The organism is Paracoccus sp. TOH (assembly GCF_030388245.1).
Lineage (GTDB): Bacteria > Pseudomonadota > Alphaproteobacteria > Rhodobacterales > Rhodobacteraceae > Paracoccus > Paracoccus simplex.
The window spans coordinates 1,720,697-1,743,155 of the sequence record NZ_CP098360.1 but is presented as its reverse complement, the minus strand read 5'-3'; the positions used below and the strand labels follow the sequence as shown (position 1 = coordinate 1,743,155).

Sequence of the window (22,459 nt, the reverse complement as noted above, 5' to 3'; positions counted from 1 at the left end):
CAGAGGCCGGCGTCCCGCCATCCGTGGTCACGGCCGCGCGATTGAGCCGTGAGGCGGCTTCTGCTAAGCTTCGCCCGACAAGATGCGCGGCGGAAAGAGGGTGTCCGGCCCCGTTGCCGCGCCACGAGCGAGGAGACAGAGATGATGAACCGCCTGATGATCGCCGCCGCCGCGGTGGTCCTGACCACGCCGCTTGCCGTCGCGGGGCCGATCGATTCCGCCTGCGTGCGGTCGGATCGCGGCGCGCGCAACAGCCAGGTCTGCGGCTGCATCCAGCAGGTCGCCGACCAGACGCTGTCGCGGGCCGACCAGCGCCGCGCCGCCCGCTTCTTCCGCGACGCGGACGAGGCGCAGGACGTGCGCATGTCGAAAAGCGATGCCGACAATGCCTTCTGGGCGCGCTACAAGAATTTCGCCGCCGCGGCCGAGGCCTATTGCGCGCGGTGAACCGGCCGATGCGCATCACCGTACTGACCGGCGCCGGCATATCGGCCGAAAGCGGGATCCGCACCTTCCGCGCCACCGACGGGCTGTGGGAGGAGCACCGCATCGAGGATGTCGCCACGCCCGAGGGCTTCCACCGCGACCCGGCGCTGGTGCATCGCTTCTACAACTTGCGCCGCGCCGATGCCGCCCGCGCCCAGCCCAATGCCGCGCATCGGGCGCTGGCCCGGCTGGCCCGGCACCACCAGCTGACGCTGATCACCCAGAACGTCGACGACCTGCACGAGCGCGGCGGCTCGCCCGAGGTCATCCACATGCATGGCAGCCTGCTGGACGCGCTCTGCGCCGGCTGCGGGCATCGCTGGCCGGCCTCGCTGGTGATGCGGGCGCCGGACCCCTGCCCCGGCTGCGGCAAGCCGCTGACCCGGCCCGACATCGTCTGGTTCGGCGAGATCCCCTATCACATGGAACGGATCTGGGCGGCGGTGGAAGCGGCCGAGATCTTCGCCGCCATCGGCACCTCGGGCCAGGTCTGGCCGGCCGCCGGCCTTGCCCAGCACGCCCGCCGCGCCGGCGCGCGGACCGTCGAGCTGAACCTGGCCGCCTCGGCCGTCGCCGGCGATTTCGCCGAGCATCGCACCGGCCCCGCGACCGAAGTGGTGCCGGCCTGGGTGGACGCGCTCTGCGGCTGACCGCCTTCGCCTCCTCACCGTTTCCCAAATACTCCCGGGGGAACGCCGGGCTGGCCCGGCGTGGGGGCAGAGCCCCCGCTCTTTCGCCCCCCCCCGCCGCGCCGCGCCGGCATCGCGCTTGACCATGGCGCGGCAATCGGCCACCCCTTGCCTTCCGGAACCCGAACGCCACGCCCGAAAGCCCGATGACCCGAACCATCCTCGCCAATGCCCGCCTGATCCTGCCCGAAACCGTTACCCCCGGCGCGGTGGTGATCGAGAACGGCGCCATCGCCGGGATCCTGCCGGGCGCGGCCGTCCCGACCGGCGCCCTGGACATGGCCGGCGATTTCCTCGCCCCCGGCATGGTCGAATTGCATACCGACAACCTGGAACGCCACATGCGCCCGCGCCCCGGCGTGAACTGGCCCCATGCCGGCGCCATCCTGGCGCATGACGCCGAACTGGCAGGCTGCGGCATCACCACCGTCTTCGACGCCGTGCGCGTCGGCTCGATCCCCAACGAGGGGCCGGACGAGGATTACGACAAATATGCCCGCGAACTGGCGCATGAACTGGCCGCCATCCGCAGCCGCGGCGTGCTGCGCATCAGCCATTTCCTGCATCTGCGCGCCGAGGTCTGCTCGGAAACCCTGCTGGCGGAACTGGACGAGTTCGGTCCCGGGGACCGGGTCGGCATCATCAGCCTGATGGACCACACGCCGGGCCAGCGCCAGTTCCGCGACATCGCCAAGCTCGCGCAATATGTGCAGGGGAAATACAAGCTTTCCGACGCGGCATTCGCCGATCACGTCGCCCGGCTCAAGGCGTTGCGCGCCCGGTTCGGCGATGCGCATGAGGCGGCGGCGGTCGAGATCGCGCATCGGCTGGGCGCGGTGCTGGCCAGCCATGACGACACCACCGCCGAACATGTCGCGGTCTCGGCCGGCCATGGCGTGCGGCTGGCGGAATTCCCCACCACGCCCGAGGCGGCGGCCGCCTGCCACCACCATGGCATCATGGTGATGATGGGGGCGCCGAACCTGATCCGCGGCGGCAGCCATTCCGGCAATGTCTCGGCCGCCGAGCTGGCGCGGGCCGGGCATCTGGACATCCTCAGCTCGGATTACGTGCCCTCGGCCCTGCTGGCCGGGGCGCTGATCCTGGCGCGGATCTGGGACGACCTGCCCCGCGCCATGGCGACGGTAACGGCCAACCCGGCCCGGGCGGCGGGGCTGGCGGATCGCGGCGCGATCGCGGCGGGGCTGCGCGCCGACCTGATCCGCTTCGCGATGATGGACGACACGCCGGTGATGCGCGAGACCTGGGTGCGCGGCCGCCGCGCCTGATCCCCGCTTACCTTCGTAAATTCGTAGATAAATTGACCTGGATCAAGCCGCGCCGCTTGCGGCCGGGCTAGCACCGGCCTGCCGGAACCAAGGAGGGCAAGCCATGGGCTACAGGGCCAAGATCGACGGGATGCGGGGCGAGCTGCGGGCGATGAACAAGGCCATCCCCGAGGTGATGAAGGGGTTCGGGGCGCTGTCGCAGGCGGTGGATGCCGGCCCGGCGCTGGAGGCGAAGACCCGCGAGATGGTCGCGCTGGGCATGGCCATCGTGCAGCGCTGCGAGCCCTGCATCCTGTTCCATGTCGAGGCGCTGATGAAGGCCGGCGCCAGCCGCGAGGAGCTGGCCGGCGTGCTGGCCATGGCGATCCAGATGAGCGGCGGGCCGGGCATGATGTATGCCGGCCACGCGCTGGCCTGCTGGGACGAGCTGGCGGCGGGCTGATCCCGCCGCCGCCGCTCCGCCGCCGCGGTTCAGGTGATGACGTCGGGTTGGGTGCGGCCGGTGCGGGTATGGATGCCGGCGATCTCGTCGGCGGCGGCGATGATGCCCGCCAGCGCCTGCTGCGGGTCGTCCTGCATTCGGGCCGGATCGGTCTCGACCCGTTCCAGGTAGACGCGCAGCGTCGCGCCCTCGGTGCCGGTGCCGGACAGGCGCAGCACGATGCGGCCGCCGCCCTCGGTCAGGATGCGCAGGCCCTGCGCCTCGGTGCGCGAGCCGTCCACCGGGTCGTCATAGGCGAACTCGTCCGCCGCCTCGATGCGCAGCCCGGCGGCGGTCCGACCGGGCAGATCGGCCAGCCGGTCGCGCAGCGCCGCCACCAGATCGCCGGCGGCGGCGGCATCCACCGCCTCGTAATCGTGGCGGGAATAGTAGTTGCGGCCGTATTGCGCCCAATGGCCGGCTATGATCTCGGCCACCGGCTGCCGGCGCTCGGCCAGCAGGTTCAGCCAGAACAGCACCGCCCACAGCCCGTCCTTTTCCCGCACATGGTCCGAGCCGGTGCCGGCGCTTTCCTCGCCGCAAAGCGTGGCGCGGCCGGCATCGAGCAGGTTGCCGAAGAACTTCCAGCCGGTCGGCGTCTCGTAGCAGGCCAGGCCCAGGCTTTCCGCCACCCGGTCCAGCGCCCGCGAGGTCGGCATCGACCGGGCCACGCCCTTGAGGCCGCCGGCATAGGCCGGGACCAGCCTGGCATTCGCCGCCAGCACCGCCAGGCTGTCCGAGGGCGTGACATAGCAGTTCCGGCCGACGATCATGTTGCGGTCGCCGTCGCCATCCGAGGCGGCGCCGAAATCCGGCGCATCGGGGCCGAACATCGCGTCCATCAGCTCCTTGGCCCAGATCGGGTTCGGGTCGGGATGGCCGCCGCCGAAATCGGGCTTCGGGACCGCATTCACCACCGAGCCCGCCGGCGCGCCCAGCTCGCCCTCCAGGATCGCCCTGGCATAGGGGCCGGTCACCGCGTGCATGGCGTCGAAGCGGATGCGGAAACCGTCGGCGAACAGCGCGCGGATCTTGGCGAAATCGAAGATCGTGCGCATCAGCTCGGCATAGTCGGCGACGGGATCGACGACCTCGATCTGCATATCGCCCAGGCTGGTGCTGCCCGGCCGGGACAGGTCCACGTCCTGCGCGTCGAGGATGCGGTATTCGGTCAGGGCCTTGGTGGCCGCGAAAATCGCCTCGGTCACCGGTTCGGGGGCCGGGCCGCCATTGCCGGTATTGTACTTGACGCCGAAATCCTCGGTCGGGCCGCCGGGATTGTGGCTGGCGGACATGATGATGCCGCCATCCGCCCCGCGCAGCCGGATCAGATGCGAGGCGGCGGGGGTGGAGAGCAGCGCGCCCTGCCCGACGATCACCTTCTTCGCGCCGCTGGCCGCCGCCATGCGCAGGATGACCTGCGCGGCGCGGTCGCCGAAATAGCGCCCGTCGCCGCCCAGCACATAGGTCTTGCCCGCGGCGCCGCCGGTGCCGTTCCAGATCGCCTGCACGAAGTTTTCCAGGTAATGCGGCTGCATGAAGACCGGGGTCTTCTTGCGCAGGCCCGAGGTGCCGGGCTTTTGCCCCGCGATGGGCTTGGTCGGGACGGTGTGAACGGTCATGGACCTCTCCTTAGCGTTCGTGGTCGCGCATGATGCTGGCAGTCCGCGCGACCGAGGGCAATGCCGGGAAATCCCCGGCCGCCACCGGCAGGCGCAACTGCCAGTTCGGATAGTCGCCGACCGTGCCGGGCAGGTTCGGCTGGTCGGCCATGTCAAGCAGCAGCTCGGCCTGCACCGCCACCAGAAGCGAGGGCGTGCGGGCCAGGAAGCCGTGCAGCGCGTCGATACCGGGATCGGGCAGCAGTCGGTCGAAGGCGGCGACCTCCTCGGCGCGTTCTTGCTGGCCGGCGGCGGTTTCCCGCCCGGCGATGCGGGCGCGGGCGGTGATGTCGGCGCCCTGCCGCCAGCCGCGCCAGGTCGGCAGGTCGTGGGTCGAGAAGCTGGCGATGGCGTCGCGGTCATAGGCTTCGGCCGGGCGGAAGGCCGGCGGATGCCAGCCCGCGCGCTCGAACATCGCCACCCGGCAACCGAGGATGCCGGAGGCCGCCAGCGCCTCGCGCAGGCCGTCGGGGATGTTGCCCAGATCCTCGCCGACGATCGCCGCATTGCCAGCGCGCGCCGCCTCGATCCGGGCCACGGCCAGCATGGCGTCGCGCGGCATGGCGACATAGGCGCCGGGCGCGGCATCGGGCACCCAATAGGCGCGCTCGAAGCCCAGGATGTGGTCGATGCGCAGCACCCCGGCGAATTGCAGCTGCCGGCGCAGGGTTTCGGCCAGCGGCGCATAGGCTTGCGCGCGCAGGCCCGGCGGGCTGAAGGGCGCGAGGCTCCAGTTCTGGCCCTGCGGGGCGAAGGCGTCGGGCGGCGCGCCGAGCGAGGCGCCAAACGCGAAGCTCGCGCGGTCCTCCCAGGTCTCGGCGCCGAAGGGATGCGTGCCGACGGCAAGGTCGAGATAGAGCCCATGCGCCATGCCGCCGTCGCGCGCCGCCTGCCCGGCTGCCGCCAGGGCCCGCTCGGCCCGCCATTGCAGCCAGGCGTGGAAGCGCATCTCGGCCGCCAGCTCGGCCCGCGCGGCAAGGGCGGCGGGCATGTCGGGCGCGGCGAGCGTCGCCGGCCAGTCGCCCCAGAAGCCCCCCAGCCGCGCCGACAGCGCCTGATGCAGAGCGAAGCGTTGCAGGCCCTCGCCCTCGCCCGCCTGCCAGGCGTCGAAACCGGGATCGCCGGGAAAGGCGTCGTATTCCGCCCGCAAGGCCGCCATGCGGGCCGGGATGTCGCGGGCATAGTCGATGCGCGGGCCGGGGGTGCCGGGGCCGCCGGGCAGGTGGATGACGTTTAGCCGCCGGCGGTGCGAGGGGGTATAGGGGCTGAACAGCCGCGGCTCGGTCGGAAAGCCGGCATGGACCGGGTTGATGCCCAGGAAACCCGCGCCCTGCCCAGCCATGCCCCGCGCCAGCACCGCCAGATCGGCATAGCTGCCGATCCCGGTTTCCGAGATTCCGTAAAGCGGCGCCACCAGCCCCCAGCAACGCGCCGGCCCCGGCAGGCGCGGCGGGGCGGCGAGCAACGTATAGTCCCGGCCGCCGGCCCGCAGGCGGTGGATGCCCAGCGGCAGCTCGGGCAGCGGGCCGCGCCCCTCGGCCTCGGCGCCGCTCTCGAAGGCCAGTTGCCAGTCGCCAAGCGACAGGTCGGGCCGGGAACCGGCTGCGCAGATCACATCCTGCGGCAGGCGGTCGGCGTGGTCGTCCAGCGCCGCCTGCGCCTCGGCCGCGGTCGGCACGGCAAGGCCCATGGCGGCAAGCAGCGCCACCGCCGTCTCGACCGGGGTCTCGCGCCATTGGCCGGCAAGGTCGTGAAAGCCCGGCAACACGCCCATCCGCCCGGCCAGGGCCTGCCGGGGGTCAGTCATCCGCGCGCTCCAGATCGAAGGCCAGCACGGACCGGCCGTCCACCGCCAGCCGCTCGGCCTCGACCAGATGCGGGGCCAGGTCGGGGCGGCTGGTGTCCAGGTGCAGCCGCCAGCGGCAGCCCGCCGGGCGCTCGGGCAGCACCACCTCGAGCGGCTGGCCGTTGTTGAAGACCAGAAACAGCGCCTCCTCGCGCTGCGCATATTCCGGGGTGCCGGCGGCCATGCGCAGCTCGGCGCAGAGCACGCGCAGCTCGGGATTGCCCCAATCGGCCGGGGTCATCTGCGCGCCATCCGGGCGCAGCCAGAACAGGTCGGGCAGCCCGTCGGTCAGGCGCGGCCGCGAATGCAGGAAACGCTTCTGCCGCAGGATCGGATGGGCGCGGCGAAAGGCGATCAGCCGGCGGGTGAAGTCCAGGAAGGCCGGATCGGCCGCCGACCAGTCCACCCAGCCGATCTGGTTGTCCTGGCAATAGGCGTTGTTGTTGCCGGCCTGCGAATTGCCCAGCTCGTCGCCGCCGAGCAGCATCGGCGTGCCCTGCGACAACAGCAGCGTCGCCAGCAGGTTGCGGCGCCGCCGCGCGCGGGCGTCCAGGATGGCGGGGTCGTCGCTGGGCCCCTCGGCGCCCATGTTGTCCGAGAAATTCTGCGGATGGCCGTCGCGGTTCTCCTCGCCATTGGCGGCGTTGTGCTTTTCGGAGTAGCTGACCAGATCCATCAGCGTGAAGCCGTCATGCGCGGTCAGGAAGTTCACCGAGGCCGTGGCGGGCCGGCCGGAATGGTCGAACTGCCGGGCCGAACCCGCCATGCGGTCGGCCAGTTCCGGCACCTGCCGGGCGTCGCCGCGCCAGAAGCGGCGGATGCCGTCGCGATACTTGTCGTTCCATTCCAGGAAGGGCGGCGGGAAGCCGCCCAGCTGATAGCCGCCGGGGCCGATGTCCCAGGGTTCGGCGATCAGCTTCACCCGGGTCAGCACCGGATCCTGCCGGATCGCATCGAAGAACGAGGCGCTGCGGTCGAAGCCGCCCCGCACCCGCCGGCCCAGCGTGGCGCAGAGGTCGAAGCGGAAGCCGTCCACATGCATGACCTCGACCCAGTAGCGCAAGGAATCCATGACCATGCGCAGCACCATCGGGTGGTTGATGTTCAGCGTGTTGCCGGTGCCGGTGTCGTTCACGTAATGGCGCGGATTGTCCTGCAGCCGGTAATAGCTGCGGTTGTCGAGGCCGCGGAAGCTGAGCGTCGGGCCAAGCTCGTTGCCCTCGCCGGTGTGGTTATAGACCACGTCCATGATGACCTCGATGCCGGCGGCGTGCATCCGGGCGACCATGTGCTGGAACTCGGCGATCTGACCCTTGGCCAGATAGCGCGGGTCGGGAGCGAAAAACCCCAGCGTCTGGTAGCCCCAATAGTTCACCAGCCCCTTTTCCAGCAGGAAACGGTCGTTGAGGAAGGCCTGCGCCGGCAGCAGCTCCAGCGCGGTGATGCCCAGGTTCTGCAGATGCTCCAGAACCGGGTCCGAAGCGAGGCCGAGGAATGTGCCGCGATGCGGGACATCGGGATGCGCTTCGGTCAGGCCCTTGACATGCGCCTCGTAGATCACCGTCTCGGCGATGTCGCGGCGCGGCGGCTGGTCGGGGCCCCAGGCGAAGGACGGGTCTTCGACCACGCAGCGCGGCATGAAGCGGGCGCTGTCGCGGCGGTCGAAGCTCAGGTCGGATTCGGGCGCGCCGACCGTGTAGCCCATCAGCGCGTCGTGCCAGACCGGGTGCCGGGTCAGCCGCTTGGCATAGGGGTCGAGAAGCAGCTTGTGATAGTTGAAACGGTGCCCCTCGGCGGGCGCATAGGGGCCGTCGGCACGCAGCCCGTAAAGCTGGCCGGGGCGCAGGCCGGGGACATAACCGTGCCAGACATCGCCGTCGCGTTCCGGCAGGTCCAGCCGATGCGTCTCGGACCGGCCGTCGGCCGAGAACAGGCACAGCGTCACGCGGCGCGCATGTTCCGAGAACACGGCGAAGTTCACGCCCTCGCCGTCGAAGGTGGCGCCCAGCGGTTCCGCCCGGCCCTCGAGGATGCGCAATTGGGTCATCAGGCGGCCATCGCCCCGAACAGTCCAGCATAGGCGCGGGCCGAGGCGTCCCAGCCGACCGGATGCGCCATGGCGTTTTCCATCATGCGGTGCCAGACGGCAGGCTGGCGCCAGAGCGCGCAGAGCCGCGACAGCGCCCGGGACAGCGCCCGGGCATCGACCGGGTGGAACTGCAGCCCGGTCGCCACGCCGGCAGCCAGCCCGGCGGCCGAGGCGTTGATGACGGTATCGGCCAGCCCGCCGGTCAGCGCCACCAGCGGCAGGGTGCCGAAGCGCAGCCCGTAAAGCTGGGTCAGCCCGCAGGGCTCGAAGCGCGAGGGCACCAGGATGGCGTCGCCGCCGGCGATCATGCGGCGCGACAGCGGCTCGTCATAGCCCAGCCGCAAGGCGACGCCGGGATGGCGGATGGCGGCCTGCGAAAACGCCGCCTCCAGGCCGGGATCGCCCGAGCCCAGCACCGCAAGCTGGCCGCCGTTTTCCAACAGCGCCGGCAGCGCCTCGATCAGCAGGTCCAGCCCCTTCTGCCCGGTCAGGCGCGAGACGACCACGCAAAGCGGCCCCTCGGCCTCGGGCAGAGCGAACTCCTTGCGCAGCGCGGCGCGATGCGGCGCCTTGCCGTCTGGCGCGGCATAGGGCGGCTTCCAGGCGTCCAGGTCGATGCCGTTCAGGATGCCGGTGAAATCGCCGGCGCGGTCGGCCAGCACCCCCTCCATGCCCATGCCGTATTCCGGGGTCATCAGCTCCTCGGCATAGGTCGGGCTGACGGTCGAGATCCTGTCGGCAAAGACGATCCCCGCCTTCAGCGCCGAGATCTTGCCCCAGTATTCGAAGCCGCGCGGGTTGAACAGATCCGCCGGCAATTGCAGCGCCGACAGCATATGCGCCGGCGCCAGGCCCTGGAAGGCGATGTTGTGGATGGTCAGCAGCGTCCGGACGTCCCGCACCCCCGCCCGGCGCAGATAGACCGGGGTCAGGCCGGCCTGCCAGTCGTGCAGGTGCAGCACCTGCGGGCGCCAGTCCTCGACCCCCTCGGCGGCGATCAGGGCGGCGGCCTTGGACAGCGCGGCGAAACGCTGCGGATTGTCGGGCCAGTCGCGGCCGTCCGGCCCCAGATAGATGCCGCCCGGCCGGTCGAAAAGATGCGGCGCGTCAAGGATGTAAAGCCCCGCATCCCCCAGCGCGCCGCGCCGGATGCGGGCCGGGCCGCCGAACAGCTCGGGGATCTTGCGCACGACCGGCGCCTTGGCCTGCGCGGCCAGCACCGCCGGATAGCCGGGCAGCAGCACCCGCATCCCGACCCCGTGCCCGGCCAGCGCCGCCGGCAGCGCCCCCGCCACGTCGGCCAGCCCGCCGGTCTTGACCAGCGGCACGCATTCCGAGGCGACGGACAGAACCCTCATAAAGACGCTTCCCTTCGATCCAGCATGTCCTGCGTGATCAGCGTGACGCCGCCTTCCGAGACGCGGAACCATTTCGCGTCCTCCTCGGGGTCCTCGCCGACCACGAGGCCTTCGGGGATTCTGACGGCGCGGTCAATGACCACGTTGGTCAAACGCGCGTGCCTCGCGACATTGGCATAGGGCAGCACAACCGCGCGTTCCAGGCTGGAATAGGAATTGGTGTGGACCTGGGTGAACAAGAGCGACTCGCGGATCTCGCTGCCCGAGATGATGCAGCCGCCCGAGATCAGCGAGCTGACGGCGCTGCCGCGCCGGTCCGGCTCGTCATGGATGAACTTCGCCGGCGGCACCAGTTCGGAATAGGTCCAGATCGGCCAGTCGCGGTCCCAGAGGTTCAGCTCGGGATTGAAGTCGGTCAGGTCGATATTCGCCCGCCAGAAGGCATCGACGGTGCCCACGTCGCGCCAATAGACCGGATCGCCGGGCGCGCGCACACAGCTGTCGGCGAAGCGATGCGCCTGCGCCTTGCCGTTCCTGACGATCTGCGGGATCAGGTCGTTGCCGAAATCGTGGCTGGACCTCTCGTCCTGCATGTCGCGGATCAACAGGTCGCGCAGGAAGTCCCAGCGGAAGACATAGATGCCCATCGAGGCCAGCGTCACATCCGGATCGTCCGGCGTGCCGGGCGGGTCCTTGGGCTTTTCCAGGAAGCTGGTGATGACGTCCTTGCCGTCCACCGCCATGACGCCAAAGGCCGAGGCTTCGGTCCGCGGCACGGTCAGGCAGCCGATGGTCACGTCCGCGCCCGCCTCGACATGGTGGCGGATCATCAGCTCGTAATCCATCTTGTAGATATGGTCGCCGGCCAGGATCAGCACGTAATCGACGCCGTAGCTGTCGATGATGTCGATGTTCTGCGCCACCGCATCCGCCGTGCCGCGATACCACATCGATTCGTCATAGCGCTGCGAGGCGGGCAGGATGTCGAGGAATTCGTTCCTCTCGGCCCGGAAGAAGTTCCAGCCGCGCTGGACGTGGCGGATCAGGCTGTGGGCCTTGTATTGCGTGGCCAGCGCCATCTTGCGGATGCCCGAGTTCAGCGCGTTCGACAGCGCGAAGTCGATGATCCGCGACTTGCCGCCAAAATAGACCGCGGGCTTCACCCGCTTGTCGGTCAGTTCGCGCAGGCGCGAGCCGCGGCCGCCGGCCAGAATGAAGGCCATGGATCGTCTGGAAAGCCTTTCCTCACGCTGGACCATCTCTATCCCCTCCCTCTTTACCCGGCACCTGCGCGCGGGATGGTTACATCCTGTCGTCCTTCACGAAGATCAGGGTCGAAAGCGGCGGCAGCACCAGATCGGCATGGGCGGGCTGGCCATGGCTCCCACCCGGCAGGGCGGCGACGCGGCCCAGATTGCCGCGCCCAGTGCCGCCATAGATCGCAGCATCGGTGTTCAGCGCCTCGCGCCACTCGCCCGGCTGCGGAAAGCCCATGCGCCAGCCGCGGCGCTCGACCGGGGTGAAGTTGCAGACCACCACCGCCTCGGGATCGCCCGGCCCGCCGCGCCGGGTCCAGGCATAGACGGAATGGGCGGCGTCATTGGCCTCGATCCACTGGAAGCCGGCGCCGGCGCAATCCTGCGCGTAAAGCGCGGGCGTGGCGCGATAAAGCGCGTTCAGGTCGCGGACCAGCGCTTGCATGCCGCGATGCAGCGGCTTGCCGATGCAGGCCCAGTCGATCTCGGCATCGTGGTTCCATTCCGAGCCTTGGGCAAACTCCTGGCCCATGAACAGCAGCTTCTTGCCCGGATGGCCCCACATGAAGCCGTAATAGGCGCGCAGATTGGCAAATTTCTGCCATTCGTCGCCCGGCATCTTGGCCAGCATCGAGCCCTTGCCGTGCACCACCTCGTCATGGCTGATCGGCAGGATGAAATTCTCGGAAAAGGCGTAATGCAGGCCGAAGGTCATCTGGTGGTGGTGGTGCTTGCGATGGATCGGCTCGCGCCTGATGTAGTCCAGCGTGTCGTTCATCCAGCCCATGTTCCACTTGAAGCCGAAGCCCAGCCCGCCGTCATGCACCGGCCGCGAGACCTTGGGGTATGAGGTCGATTCCTCGGCCACCGTCATGATGCCCGGTTCCTCGCCATAGGTCAGGCGGTTCATCTCCTGCAGCATGGCGATGGCTTCGTAATTCTCGCGCCCGCCGTCCTTGTTGGGGATCCATTGCCCCTCGGCGCGGGAATAGTCGCGGTAGAGCATCGAGGCGACCGCATCCACCCGCAGCCCGTCGAGGTGATATTCCCGAAGCCAATACAGCGCGTTCGAGGTCAGGTAGTTCATCACCTCGGCGCGGCCGTAATTGTAGATCAGCGTGTTCCAGTCCTGATGGAAACCCTCGCGCGGGTCGGCATGTTCGTAAAGCGCGGTGCCGTCGAACTGCACCAGCCCGTGCGGATCGGTCGGGAAATGCCCCGGCACCCAGTCGAGGATCACCCCCAGCCCGGCCTTGTGCGCGGCGTTCACCAGGTCGCGGAATTCGTGCGGCGGGCCGAAGCGGATGGTCGGCGCGAACAGCCCGACCGGCTGATAACCCCATGAGCCGTCAAAGGGATATTCGCTGATCGGCAGCAGCTCGATATGGGTGAAGCCCATGTCGCGGACATAGTCCACCAGCTCTACCGCCGCCTCGCGGTATGAGATCGGGCGGCCGCCGTCCTTCCTGCGCCAGCTGCCCAGATGCACCTCGTAGATGCTGATCGGCCGGTCGATGCGCTGCGCCTCGGCCCGCGTCCCCATCCAGCCGCCGTCCGACCAGCCATAGCCCGCGATGTCGCGCACCACCGAGGCGGTGGCCGGCGGGTGCTGGGCGCCGAAGCCGACCGGATCGGCCTTTCGCGCCAGCCCGCCATAGGCGCCGAGGATCTCGTATTGATAGGCGGTGCCCTCGCCCAGGCCGGGCATAAAGATCTCCCAGACGCCGGTGGCGCCGCGCCGGCGCATGACATGGCGCCGCCCGTCCCAGGCGTTGAAATCCCCGATCAGCGAAACGCGGCGGGCATTGGGCGCCCAGACCGCGAAATGCGTGCCGCGCGCGCCCTGATGCGCGATCACATGCGCGCCGAGCGCCTGCCAGAGCCGCTGGTGCCGCCCCTCGCCCAGCAGGTATTCGTCAAGCTCGCCCAGCACCGGGCCGAAGCGATAGGCGTCCTCGGCCAGCCATTCCTCGCCGTCCCGGCGGCCGCGCAGCAGATAGGGGTCCGCGCCGGGCACCTTGCCGTGGAACAGGCCGGGACAGCCCTCGACCGGCGCCAGCGGATGCGCCTTCCTACCCAGCATCGCCGCCAGTTCCTGCGCGCCGGGATCGAAGGCGGTGACATGGCGCTGACCGCCGCGCAGATGCGGGCCGAGCACCGCGAAGGGATCGTCGAAACGCCCCTCGGCGATGCGGGTCAGCACTGCGGGATCGGCGACTTCCTTGGGGTCGATCTGCGCCATGGTTCCCCCTTGCGGCGTCACGCCTGCCCAAGCAGGCTTTGCGCGTTCCAGATGTCCTGCATGTAGCCGCGGATCGTGCGATCCGACGAGAACCAGCCCGAGCGCGCCACGTTCAGCGCCGCCATGCGCGTCCAATCGCTGCGGCTGGCATAGGCGAAATCCACCTCGCGCTGCGCCCGCCAGTAATCGGCGAAATCCGAGGCGACGAGGAAGTAATCGGCCCGCGTCAGGTTCTCGACGATATTCGCATAGCGGTCGGGCTCGCCGGGGCTGAAGGTGCCGCTGCGGATCGCCTCGATGGCACCGGTCAGGCGCGGATCGCCGGCCACGGCACGGGCGGCATGGTCGGGGACGGCGCGGCGGGCCTCGGCCTCCTCGGCGGTCAGGCCGAACAGGAAGAAGTTCTCGGCCCCCACGCGCTCGCGGATCTCGACATTGGCGCCGTCCAGCGTGCCGATGGTCGGGGCGCCGTTCAGGGCGAATTTCATGTTGCCGGTGCCGGACGCCTCCTTGCCGGCGGTCGAGATCTGCTCGGACAGATCGGCGGCGGGGATCAGCCGCTCGGCCAGGGTGACGTTGTAATTCGGCAGATAGACGACCTGCAGCTTCTCGTTGGTCGCCGCGTCGGCATTGATGACCGCCGCCACGTCGTTGATCAGCCGGATGATGTCCTTGGCGAAGAAATAGCCCGGCGCCGCCTTGCCGCCGAAGATCTTGACCCGCGCCGTCCAGTCGGCCGAGGGGGTCTCGCGCATCTCTTGCCACAGCGCGACGGCTTCCAGGATGTTCAGGTGTTGGCGCTTGTATTCGTGGATGCGCTTGATCTGCACGTCGAACAGCGCATCCGGGTTCAGCATCACGCCATGCTCGCGGGCGGTCCAGTCGCACAGATCGGCCTTGTTGGCGGCCTTGACCGCGGCGAAGTCCTGCAGCCAGCCGGCATCGGCGGCATGCGGCTCCAGCGCCTGCAACTGCTCCAGATCGCCGATCCAGCCGTCGCCGATGCTGCGGGTGATCAGATCCGCCAGGCGCGGGTTGCAGCCCAAGAGCCAGCGACGCGGGGTGACGCCGTTGGTTTCGTTCACGATGCGGTCGGGCCAGATACGATGCTGGTCGGCGAAGACCGTGGTCTTCATCAGCCCGGTATGCAGCGCCGAGACGCCATTGACGCGGTTCGACAGGATGAAGGACAGCTCGCCCATCCGCACCTTGCCGTCGCCGCGCGCGGCATTCCTGCGGTCGGGATGGGCCTTGGCATCGGCCGCGTCGATGCGGTCGATGATCTGCAGGTGGCGCGGCAGCAGGTCCGAGAACAGCCCTTCGTCCCAGCTTTCCAGCGCCTCGGGCAGCAGCGTGTGGTTGGTGTAGTTCACGCAGCCGCGGGTGATGGCCAGCGCCTCGTCGAAGGGCAGGCCGCGTTCGTCATGCAGGATGCGCAGCAGTTCCGGCGCGGCGACGGCCGGATGGGTGTCGTTCATCTGGATCGCCACCTTCCGCGGCAGCAGGCGCAGGTCGGCATGCTCGGCCTCGAAGCGGCGCAGGATGTCGCGGATCGAGGCGGCCGAGAAGAAATATTCCTGCGTCAGCCGCAGCCGCTTGCCGGCTTCGGTCGAATCCTCGGGATAGAGCACGCGCGAGATGGTGCGCGCCAGCGCCTCGGCCTCGGCGGCCGCCGTGAAATCGCCGGCGTTGAAGCGGTCCAGGTCGAAGGGGTCCACCGCCCGCCCGGCCCAGAGCCGCAGCGTATTGGCCCAGGCGCCGCGCCAGCCGATGACCGGCGTGTCATAGGCCTCGGCCTGCACGAAATTTTCGGGCTCCCAGACCGCGCGGCCGTCGCGGGTCGCGACCCGGCCGCCGAAGCCCAGGGTGAAGCGCGCCTCGGGGCGTTCGAACTGCCAGACGAAGGGTTGGTCCAGCCAGTCCTCGGGCGCTTCCACCTGCCGGCCCTCGGCGAAGCTCTGGCGGAACAGCCCGTGCTCGTAGCGGATGCCGTAGCCATAGGCCGGGCAGCCCAGCGTGGCCAGCGACTCCATGAAGCAGGCCGCCAGCCGCCCCAGGCCGCCGTTGCCAAGCGCCGCGTCGGGCTCGTCCAGCAGCAGGTCGGAATAGGCGAGGCCGAAGCTCTCGATCGCCGCCTGCGCCGCCTCGGCCAGTCGCAGGTTGACGATATTGTCCTGCAGCAGCCGGCCGATCAGGAATTCCATCGACAGGTAATAAACCCGCTTGGCATCGGCGCGATAGGTGGCGCGGGTCGATGCCATCCAGCGGTCCACGATGCGGTCGCGCACCGCATGGCTCAGCGCCAGCCGCCAGTCGGAAAGCTGCGCATGATCCGGATCCTTGCCCAGCGTATAGGTCAGGTGCCGCAGGATCGCGTCGCGGAAATCGCTTTGGGGCATTTCGTCCTTGGCCATGCTTTCCCCTGTCCAGTCGCGGCCCCGGCAAGGAAATGCGGGCCGTTTCCCCGATTCTGCTTAAAGCACGTCAGACCGCAAGCGGCGCAAGGGAAAATGTTAGCGATAACTGATTTTCGGCGGAACGTGGCGGAAACGCCCGTCGCCGGCCGGGCGCGGAAAGGCCGGGCCACCGCCGGCCTTTTTCAAGAGATCCGGCTTAGCTGCCTGAACGGGTTATGGGTTTTCGGATTGATACGATCTGGTCAGAAATCCAGACCCAGATCCAGCGTGCGGGCAGAATGGGTCAGCGCGCCCACCGAGATGTAATCCACCCCGGTCGCCGCCACCTCGGCCACCCGGCCGAGTCGCATATTGCCCGAGGCTTCCAGCACCACCCGGCCGGCGGTCATCGCCACCGCCTCGCGCAGCTGCGCGGTCGCCATGTTGTCCAGCAGCACGACATCGGCGCCGCCCTCCTCCAGCACCTGGGCCAATTGGTCGAGGCGGTCCACCTCGATCTCGACCCGCATCATGTGCGAGGCGCGGGCCTTCACCGCTTGCAGCACCGGCCGGATCCCGCCCGCCGCGGCGATGTGGTTGTCCTTGATCAGGATGGCGTCGGACAGGCCGAAGCGGTGGTTGAAGCCGCCGCCATGCAGCACCGCCTGCTTCTCGACCAGCCGAAGCCCCGGCGTGGTCTTGCGGGTGCAGGTGATGCGCGCCTTCGTGCCCGCCGTCTCGGCCACGAAATCCGCCGTCTGCGTGGCGATGCCCGACAGCCGGCCGGCGAAGTTCAGCGCCACCCGCTCGGCCGAGAGGATCGAGGCCGCCTCGCCCTCGATCTCGGCCAGGGTGTCGCCGGGCTGGAAACGGCTGCCGTCGGCATGGCGCGGCCGCCACGCCAGCGCCGGGTCGATCAGCCGGAAGGCGATGCCGGCCAGTTGCATCCCCGAGGCCACGCCCGCCTCGCGCGCCACGATCCGCGCCCGGTAGCGGGTGCCGGCCGGGATCACCGTGCGGGTGGTGATGTCGCCATAGGTGCCCAGATCCTCGGTCAGCGCCGCGCGCAGCAGCGGCTCCAGCACCAGGTCGGGCAGCGGGGGCATCTCGGTCATGTCGTCTCCGGTTCAAGCGAGGCGCGCAGGGCAAGCGCCTGCGATAACGTCAGGCGCGAGCGGCGGCCTTCGGGCAGGGTCTGCGGGAAGTCGGTGCGGCAATGCGCGCCGCGGCTTTCCTGCCGCATCAGCGCCGCGGCGGCGATCAGCGTGGCGGTGGCGGTCATGTTCAGCAGCGCCGGGCAGTCGGGCTGCGCCGCCTCGATGGCGGCGATCTCGCGCAGGCAGCGGCTCAGGCCCGCGGCATCGCGCAGCACCCCCGCCCCCTCGGTCATGGCGCGGCGCAGGCGGGCGACCAGCGCCGGATCGGGCACCGGGCCGGGCGGCAGCAGGTCGGGCAGCGTCACCGGGGCCACAGCCTGCGCCGGGCCCAGCCGCGCCTCGATCGACAGCGCACAGCGGCGGGCAAAGACCAGCGCCTCCAGAAGCCCGTTCGAGGCCAGCCGGTTCGCACCATGCAGCCCGGTCGAACTCGCCTCGCCGCAGACCCAGAGCCGGTCGAGGCTGGCGCGGCCGTCGCTGTCCACCGCCACGCCGCCCATGTGGTAATGCGCGGCCGCCGCCACCGGGATCGGCTCGCGCGTCGGGTCGATGCCGGCCCGCGCGCAGGCCCCCGCCACGGCCGGAAACTCGGTCAGGATGCGGTCGCCCAGACAGGCGCGGGTATCCAGCATCGGCCGCAGCCCGGCCTGGCTTTGCGCATAGATCGCGCGCGCCACCACGTCGCGCGGCGCCAGCTCGGCATCGGGATGCACCGCCGGCATGAAGCGTTCGCCCAGCCGGTTGACCAGATGCGCGCCCTCGCCGCGCAGCGCCTCGGTGGCCAGCGGCGCCGGGTCTTCGCCGCAATCGATGGCGGTGGGGTGGAACTGCACGAATTCCGCATCGGCGATCTCGGCCCCGGCCCGCGCCGCCATGCCGATCACCTGGCCGCGAATGCGCGGCGGGTTGGTGGTCAGCGCGTAAAGTCCGCCCGAGCCGCCGCCCGCCAGCAGCACCGCCGGCCCCCGGATCAGGACCGGTGCCGAACCCTGCGGGCCGGAAAGCGCCACCTCGACCCCGGCGACCGCGCCGTCCTCGACGTGCAGCCCGGTGGCCATCACCCCCTCCAGCACCTGCACCGAGGAGGCCTCGCGCACGCAGGCGACCAGGGCGCGCATGATCTCGGCCCCGGCCTGATCGCCGCGCACCCGCACGACGCGGGCAAAGCCGTGCGCCGCCTCGCGCGACAGCACATAGCCGCCATCCGGCCTGCGGTCGAAGGGGGTGCCAAGCCGGGTCAGATCCAGGATATGCGCCCGCGCCTCGTCCGTGACCAGCGCCGCAATGGCGGGATCGACGGTGCCGGCGCCGGCGCGGAGCGTGTCGCGGGCATGGGCCGCGGCGCTGTCGCAAGGGTCCATGGCCGCCGCCACGCCGCCCTGCGCCCAGGCCGAGCTTGCGCCCTGGCCCAAGACCTCGGGCGAGATCATCAGCACCGGGCGCGGCGCCAGCTTCAACGCCGCGTAAAGCGCACCCAGCCCGGCACCAACGATGATGACGCGGCCGGTCGAGACCTCGCGCATCCGTCAGGCTGCCAGGCGCTGCGACAGGTCGATCATGCGCTGCACCGCCAGCCGGGCGCGATCGGCGACCTGCGGATCGACCTCGACCACGCCGGTCATGGTGTGCAGCGACCAGAGCACCTTCTCCAGCGTGATCTTCTGCATGTAGGGGCACATGTTGCAGGGACCGAGGAACTCGACATCCGGGTTCGCGTCCGAGATGTTCGAGGCCATCGAGCATTCGGTGACCAGCATCACCTGCTTCGGCCGCTCGCTCTCGACCCAGCCCTGGATATTGGCGGTCGAGCCGGCGTAATCGGCCTCGGCCACCACGTCGGGCGGGCATTCGGGATGGGCGATGATCTTCAGCCCCGGATTCCAGTCGCGGAAATCGCGCAGATCCTGGGCGGTGAACTGCTCGTGCACGATGCAGGCGCCGTCCCACCAGACGATGCGCTTCTGCGGCACCTTGTTGGCGACGTTCTGCGCCAGCCACTTGTCGGGGGTCATGATGACGGTGTCGCTGTCCATCGCCGCGACGATCTGCGCCGCATTGGCCGAGGTGCAGCAGATGTCGGATGCCGCCTTCACCTCGGCGGTGGTGTTGACATAGCTGACCACCGGCGCGCCGGGATAGCGGGCCCGCATCTGGGCGATGCCCTCGGCGGTGATGCTTTCGGCAAGCGAGCAGCCGGCCTCCATGTCGGGCATCAGCACGGTCTTCTGCGGGTTCAGGATCTTCGAGGTCTCGGCCATGAAATGCACGCCGCATTGCACGATCACCTGTTCCTCGACCCTGGTCGCGGCGATGGCCAGGGCCAGGCTGTCGCCCACCACGTCCGAGATGCCGTGATAGATCTGCGGCGTCATGTAGTTATGCGCCAGCACCACGGCATTGCGTTCCTTTTTCAGCCGGTTGATCGCCGCGACATAGGGCGCATGGATCGCCCAGTCCGGCCAGGGCATGACGCGGCCCATGCGGGCATGGATGTCGGCCATGCGCTCGGCCAGTTCGAGCGAAGGCTCCAGATCGTAATGCGAGGCCAACTCGCCACGAATGGTCGTCAGATCGAGCATGATGGTCCCCCCGGCTCTGCCCGCGTCGCGCCTGTCCCCGATATAGCGCGGCCGAGCGATGATACCAGTGCCGCCGGGGTCGTGAGTCGCGTTACCTAAAGGAAGGATGACGCTGGGGCAACGGTAATGCTGCACTGCGATGACGCATTTGCCGGCGGCCGGGGATTTCCGGGCAAAAGCAAGGAAAAACGGGCATATCCGCCGCCTCGGCTCTGGACCTGCCGGGGTGGCGGGGTAAAAAGACTGAAATGTCGAGGCCGATCATGAAAGATATGCACCCCAGCTCCGGCACATCGCCCAGCCTGCGCAATCTGCAGATCCTGGAGGTTCTGGCGCGCGCCGCCCGGCCGCTGACCGCGACCGAGATCAACGCCGAGCTGGGTCTGCCCAAGCCGACCATCCACCGCCTCGTCGCCAATCTGGAGCAGGAGGGCTACCTGTCGCGGCAGATCGACGGCCGCAGCTTCCTGCCCGGCCACAAGCTGCGGGAGATGATGCTGGGGGTGATGCACGCCGCCCAGTTCGACCTGCCGCGCCATGACGTGCTGGTGCGGCTGTTCGAATCCGTGGGCGAGACCTGCTCGATCTCGATCCCCGAAGGCGATTCGCTGGTCTATGTGGACCGGGTCGAGACGCCTTGGCCGCTGCGGCTGGTGATCGCGCTGGGCACCCGGGTGCCGCTGCACGCCACGGCGGCCGGCAAGGTCTGCCTGGCCTTCATGAACCCCGGCAGTTTCGAGCATTACCTGCGCCACGCCCGGCTGCGCCCGCATACCGAGCGCACCCTCTCCTCTGCCACCGCATTGCGCGAGGAGATCCGGCGCATCCGCGAGCAGGGCTATGCCACGGACGAGGAGGAGTTCATTCCCGGCATGGTCGGCGCCTCGGTCCCGGCGCTGGACGGGCGCGGCCGGGTGCTGGCGCTGCTGACCTTCCACGCCCCGATCCAGCGCATGTCGATGCAGGCGGTGATGTCGCACCTGCCCGCCCTGCGCCGCGCCGCCGCGGAACTGGCCGAGCTGATCTGAGCCGCTCAGCCCGCCCAGACCGCCGGCATCAGCCCGCGCAGCGCATTGCCGACCCACAGCCGGACATGCGGCAGATCCCCGGCCGGCAGCATGTCCTCGCGGCAGGCGCCCTCGGCCAGCATTTCCGCCCGCAGCACGCCCGGCAGAAGCCCGCAGGCCAGCGGCGGCGTGCGCATCCCCTGGCCGCGGTCGAAGAAGACCGTGGTGATGGTGCCGTCGCAGACCTCGCCACGCTCGTTCAGGAAGACCGCCTCCTCGATCCCCTCGGGCAGCGCGGCGCGGGCGGCGTCGTAATGCGCCCGCCGCGTAGTCTTGAGCCGGAGCCAGGGATCGCCTGAATCGAGCCGGGTGCCGGCCAGCGCCAGCCGCCATTCCGGCCGCGACTGCGGCAGGGGCGCGCGCGTCACCTCGATCCGGCCGGCCCGGTCCAGCGTCAGCCGCAGCCGCGCCGGCCGGCCCAGGGGGGCGATCAGCGCCGCGCGGGCGGCCGGCGCATCGCAGGGCCAGCCGAGCGCCCCCGCCCCCGCCGCCAGCCGCGCCAGATGCCCCGCGATCCGCGGGCAGCCGGCACCGTCCCACAGCACCGTCTCGATCAGCCGCAATCCGGGGTCGTCAGATCCTGCGCGTAGCGGGCTTTCCATAGCGCCTCCTCCCATTCGCCTTCGGCGGTCGAATCCTGCACGACGCCGCCGCCGACATTCAGCGTGACCGCGCCATCCGGCCAGACCGACAGCGTGCGGATCGCCACCGAGAAACAGGCCGCCCCGTCCGGGGCCATCCAGCCGATGGCGCCGCAATAGACGCCACGCGCAAACGGCTCGACCTCGCGGATGATCTGCATGGCGCGGATCTTGGGCGCGCCGGTGATCGAGCCGCAGGGAAACAGCGCCCGCAGCATCGCGCCCAGCTCGGCCGGGCGCTCCAGCCGGCCCACGACGCGCGAACTCATCTGGTGGACGGTGGCGAAGCTGTCGACGGCGAAAAGCTCGGGCACCCGCACCGAGCCCACGCGCGAGATGCGGGCGATGTCGTTGCGCAGCAGGTCGACGATCATCAGGTTCTCGGCCCGGTTCTTTTCCGATGCCGCCAGCGCCGCCGCTAAGGCCGCGTCGCGCGCCGGATCGGGGTCGCGCGGCGCCGTGCCCTTCATCGGCCGCGCCTCGATCCGGCCCTGCGCATCCAGGCGGAAGAACAGCTCGGGCGAGCGCGAGACGACGATCGGCCCCTGCCCCAGATCGACATAGGCGCCGAAGCCGACCGGCTGGCGCGCGGCCATGGCGGCGTAAAGCTGCAGCGCCGAGCCGGAGACCAGGCGCGAGCCGAGGGGGAAGGTCAGGTTGATCTGGTAGCAGTCGCCGGCCGCGATATAGTCGCGGGTGCGGGCGAAGGCGGCCGCGTAATCCTGCTGCGAGATCATGGGCGTCAGTGGCGCCAGCCGGGCCATGTCGCCCGCCGGCAGCGGCGGGGCCGGTTCGGGCGCATCATGGACGGCGAAGGCCAGCAGCGGCGTACGCCGTTCGGCCGGCATGGCGCGGGCCAGCACCGGCTCCAGCGCATAGCCGAGCTCATAGGACAGGTAGCCGGCGATCCAGGCGCCCTGCCGGCGCCGGGCCTCGAGATGGTCGAGCGCGGCGGCGACCTCCTCGGGGCGAGTCACCACCAGCAATTCCCGCGGGTCCCGGAACAGGACCGGCCCGCCGTCAGGACCGAATTCGCAAAGGATCACGCGCGCCTCCATTCTCGGGCGCGAGGTAGCATGGCCGGGGCGCCGGGAACAATGGCCGCGATGGGAGCGGCGCGACAATGCCGCGGTGGCGATGGACCGGGGATGGGAGGTCCGGCGGCGGCGGGGAGGAGGAGGCGCATCGCCTGGCGGCCGGACGGCCAGGCCGGCGCCGGACC

Annotated in this window: 17 protein-coding genes; 5 read left to right on the top strand and 12 right to left on the bottom strand. The window is 70.0% G+C overall.

The features are described 5' to 3' along the window. Positions 1-144 precede the first annotated feature (144 nt). From NBE95_RS08650 to NBE95_RS08635, 4 genes are all read left to right on the top strand, one after another. Positions 145-447 carry a hypothetical protein gene (locus NBE95_RS08650; RefSeq protein WP_289894862.1) on the top strand — a complete coding sequence of 101 codons (303 nt, stop codon included), beginning with the start codon at positions 145-147 and terminating at the stop codon, positions 445-447. Between the two features lie 8 nt (positions 448-455). After that, positions 456-1,136 carry an NAD-dependent deacylase gene (locus NBE95_RS08645; RefSeq protein ID WP_289893497.1) on the top strand — a complete coding sequence of 227 codons (681 nt, stop codon included), beginning with the start codon at positions 456-458 and terminating at the stop codon, positions 1,134-1,136. Positions 1,137-1,321: 185 nt separating this feature from the next. Further along, positions 1,322-2,464, top strand: a complete 1,143-nt coding sequence (locus NBE95_RS08640) for an alpha-D-ribose 1-methylphosphonate 5-triphosphate diphosphatase (protein ID WP_289893496.1) — start codon at positions 1,322-1,324, stop codon at positions 2,462-2,464. Positions 2,465-2,567: 103 nt separating this feature from the next. Further along, positions 2,568-2,906 (top strand): carboxymuconolactone decarboxylase family protein, encoded by a 339-nt coding sequence (locus NBE95_RS08635; RefSeq protein ID WP_289893495.1) that lies wholly within the window; start codon positions 2,568-2,570, stop codon positions 2,904-2,906. A gap of 29 nt (positions 2,907-2,935) precedes the next feature. On the opposite strand, the gene NBE95_RS08630 is transcribed toward NBE95_RS08635, so the two are convergent. The 10 genes from NBE95_RS08630 to nadA form a co-directional block, all read right to left on the bottom strand. Continuing rightward, complete coding sequence (locus tag NBE95_RS08630) at positions 2,936-4,567, bottom strand: alpha-D-glucose phosphate-specific phosphoglucomutase (RefSeq protein ID WP_289893494.1); 1,632 nt, start codon at positions 4,565-4,567, stop codon at positions 2,936-2,938. 10 nt (positions 4,568-4,577) lie between these two features. Then, entirely contained in the window at positions 4,578-6,413 is a 1,836-nt protein-coding gene (locus NBE95_RS08625; RefSeq protein WP_289893493.1) for a 4-alpha-glucanotransferase, read from the bottom strand. Beyond that, positions 6,406-8,499 (bottom strand): glycogen debranching protein GlgX, encoded by a 2,094-nt coding sequence (glgX, locus tag NBE95_RS08620; protein ID WP_289893492.1) that lies wholly within the window; start codon positions 8,497-8,499, stop codon positions 6,406-6,408. The genes NBE95_RS08625 and glgX overlap by 8 nt, the downstream gene beginning before the upstream one ends. Then, entirely contained in the window at positions 8,499-9,899 is a 1,401-nt protein-coding gene (gene glgA, locus NBE95_RS08615; RefSeq protein ID WP_289893491.1) for a glycogen synthase GlgA, read from the bottom strand. Before glgA ends, glgX begins: the two co-directional genes overlap by 1 nt. Then, positions 9,896-11,122, bottom strand: a complete 1,227-nt coding sequence (glgC, locus tag NBE95_RS08610; RefSeq protein WP_289893490.1) for a glucose-1-phosphate adenylyltransferase — start codon at positions 11,120-11,122, stop codon at positions 9,896-9,898. The genes glgA and glgC overlap by 4 nt, the downstream gene beginning before the upstream one ends. Positions 11,123-11,201: 79 nt before the next feature. Beyond that, positions 11,202-13,397, bottom strand: coding sequence for a 1,4-alpha-glucan branching protein GlgB (gene glgB / locus NBE95_RS08605; protein WP_289893489.1), 2,196 nt, complete (start codon positions 13,395-13,397; stop codon positions 11,202-11,204). Positions 13,398-13,414: 17 nt separating this feature from the next. Continuing rightward, on the bottom strand, positions 13,415-15,811 hold the full coding sequence (locus NBE95_RS08600; protein WP_289893488.1) for a glycogen/starch/alpha-glucan phosphorylase: 2,397 nt from the start codon (positions 15,809-15,811) through the stop codon (positions 13,415-13,417). A gap of 245 nt (positions 15,812-16,056) precedes the next feature. Then, complete coding sequence (nadC, locus tag NBE95_RS08595) at positions 16,057-16,908, bottom strand: carboxylating nicotinate-nucleotide diphosphorylase (RefSeq protein ID WP_289893487.1); 852 nt, start codon at positions 16,906-16,908, stop codon at positions 16,057-16,059. Further along, entirely contained in the window at positions 16,905-18,473 is a 1,569-nt protein-coding gene (locus NBE95_RS08590) for an L-aspartate oxidase (RefSeq protein WP_289893486.1), read from the bottom strand. Before NBE95_RS08590 ends, nadC begins: the two co-directional genes overlap by 4 nt. A gap of 3 nt (positions 18,474-18,476) precedes the next feature. Further along, a complete protein-coding gene (gene nadA, locus NBE95_RS08585; RefSeq protein WP_289893485.1) occupies positions 18,477-19,529 on the bottom strand; it encodes a quinolinate synthase NadA in 1,053 nt (350 codons plus the stop codon). Between the two features lie 263 nt (positions 19,530-19,792). On the opposite strand from nadA, the gene NBE95_RS08580 reads away from it, so the two are divergent. After that, complete coding sequence (locus NBE95_RS08580; protein ID WP_289893484.1) at positions 19,793-20,557, top strand: IclR family transcriptional regulator; 765 nt, start codon at positions 19,793-19,795, stop codon at positions 20,555-20,557. Between the two features lie 5 nt (positions 20,558-20,562). Here NBE95_RS08580 and NBE95_RS08575 read toward each other — a convergent pair whose 3' ends face one another. Both NBE95_RS08575 and NBE95_RS08570 read right to left on the bottom strand, forming a co-directional pair. Further along, the gene (locus NBE95_RS08575; RefSeq protein ID WP_289893483.1) at positions 20,563-21,198 is read right to left on the bottom strand and encodes an aminotransferase class IV family protein; all 636 of its coding nucleotides are present in this window, start codon (positions 21,196-21,198) and stop codon (positions 20,563-20,565) included. Beyond that, the gene (locus tag NBE95_RS08570) at positions 21,150-22,283 is read right to left on the bottom strand and encodes an aminodeoxychorismate synthase component I (protein ID WP_289893482.1); all 1,134 of its coding nucleotides are present in this window, start codon (positions 22,281-22,283) and stop codon (positions 21,150-21,152) included. The genes NBE95_RS08575 and NBE95_RS08570 overlap by 49 nt, the downstream gene beginning before the upstream one ends. Positions 22,284-22,459 lie beyond the last annotated feature (176 nt).

Excerpts from the sequence above, each read along its gene's own strand:
- glgA (WP_289893491.1), bottom strand. The coding sequence starts at position 9,899 with ATGAGGGTTCTGTCCGTCGCCTCGGAATGCGTGCCGCTGGTCAAGACC.
- NBE95_RS08640 (WP_289893496.1), top strand. The coding sequence starts at position 1,322 with ATGACCCGAACCATCCTCGCCAATGCCCGCCTGATCCTGCCCGAAACC.
- glgC (WP_289893490.1), bottom strand. The coding sequence starts at position 11,122 with ATGGCCTTCATTCTGGCCGGCGGCCGCGGCTCGCGCCTGCGCGAACTG.
- NBE95_RS08575 (WP_289893483.1), bottom strand. The coding sequence starts at position 21,198 with ATGGAAAGCCCGCTACGCGCAGGATCTGACGACCCCGGATTGCGGCTG.
- NBE95_RS08580 (WP_289893484.1), top strand. The coding sequence starts at position 19,793 with ATGAAAGATATGCACCCCAGCTCCGGCACATCGCCCAGCCTGCGCAAT.
- glgB (WP_289893489.1), bottom strand. The coding sequence starts at position 13,397 with ATGGCGCAGATCGACCCCAAGGAAGTCGCCGATCCCGCAGTGCTGACC.
- nadC (WP_289893487.1), bottom strand. The coding sequence starts at position 16,908 with ATGACCGAGATGCCCCCGCTGCCCGACCTGGTGCTGGAGCCGCTGCTG.
- NBE95_RS08625 (WP_289893493.1), bottom strand. The coding sequence starts at position 6,413 with ATGACTGACCCCCGGCAGGCCCTGGCCGGGCGGATGGGCGTGTTGCCG.
- NBE95_RS08635 (WP_289893495.1), top strand. The coding sequence starts at position 2,568 with ATGGGCTACAGGGCCAAGATCGACGGGATGCGGGGCGAGCTGCGGGCG.
- NBE95_RS08590 (WP_289893486.1), bottom strand. The coding sequence starts at position 18,473 with ATGCGCGAGGTCTCGACCGGCCGCGTCATCATCGTTGGTGCCGGGCTG.
- nadA (WP_289893485.1), bottom strand. The coding sequence starts at position 19,529 with ATGCTCGATCTGACGACCATTCGTGGCGAGTTGGCCTCGCATTACGAT.
- NBE95_RS08600 (WP_289893488.1), bottom strand. The coding sequence starts at position 15,811 with ATGGCCAAGGACGAAATGCCCCAAAGCGATTTCCGCGACGCGATCCTG.
- NBE95_RS08630 (WP_289893494.1), bottom strand. The coding sequence starts at position 4,567 with ATGACCGTTCACACCGTCCCGACCAAGCCCATCGCGGGGCAAAAGCCC.
- NBE95_RS08645 (WP_289893497.1), top strand. The coding sequence starts at position 456 with ATGCGCATCACCGTACTGACCGGCGCCGGCATATCGGCCGAAAGCGGG.
- NBE95_RS08650 (WP_289894862.1), top strand. The coding sequence starts at position 145 with ATGAACCGCCTGATGATCGCCGCCGCCGCGGTGGTCCTGACCACGCCG.
- glgX (WP_289893492.1), bottom strand. The coding sequence starts at position 8,499 with ATGACCCAATTGCGCATCCTCGAGGGCCGGGCGGAACCGCTGGGCGCC.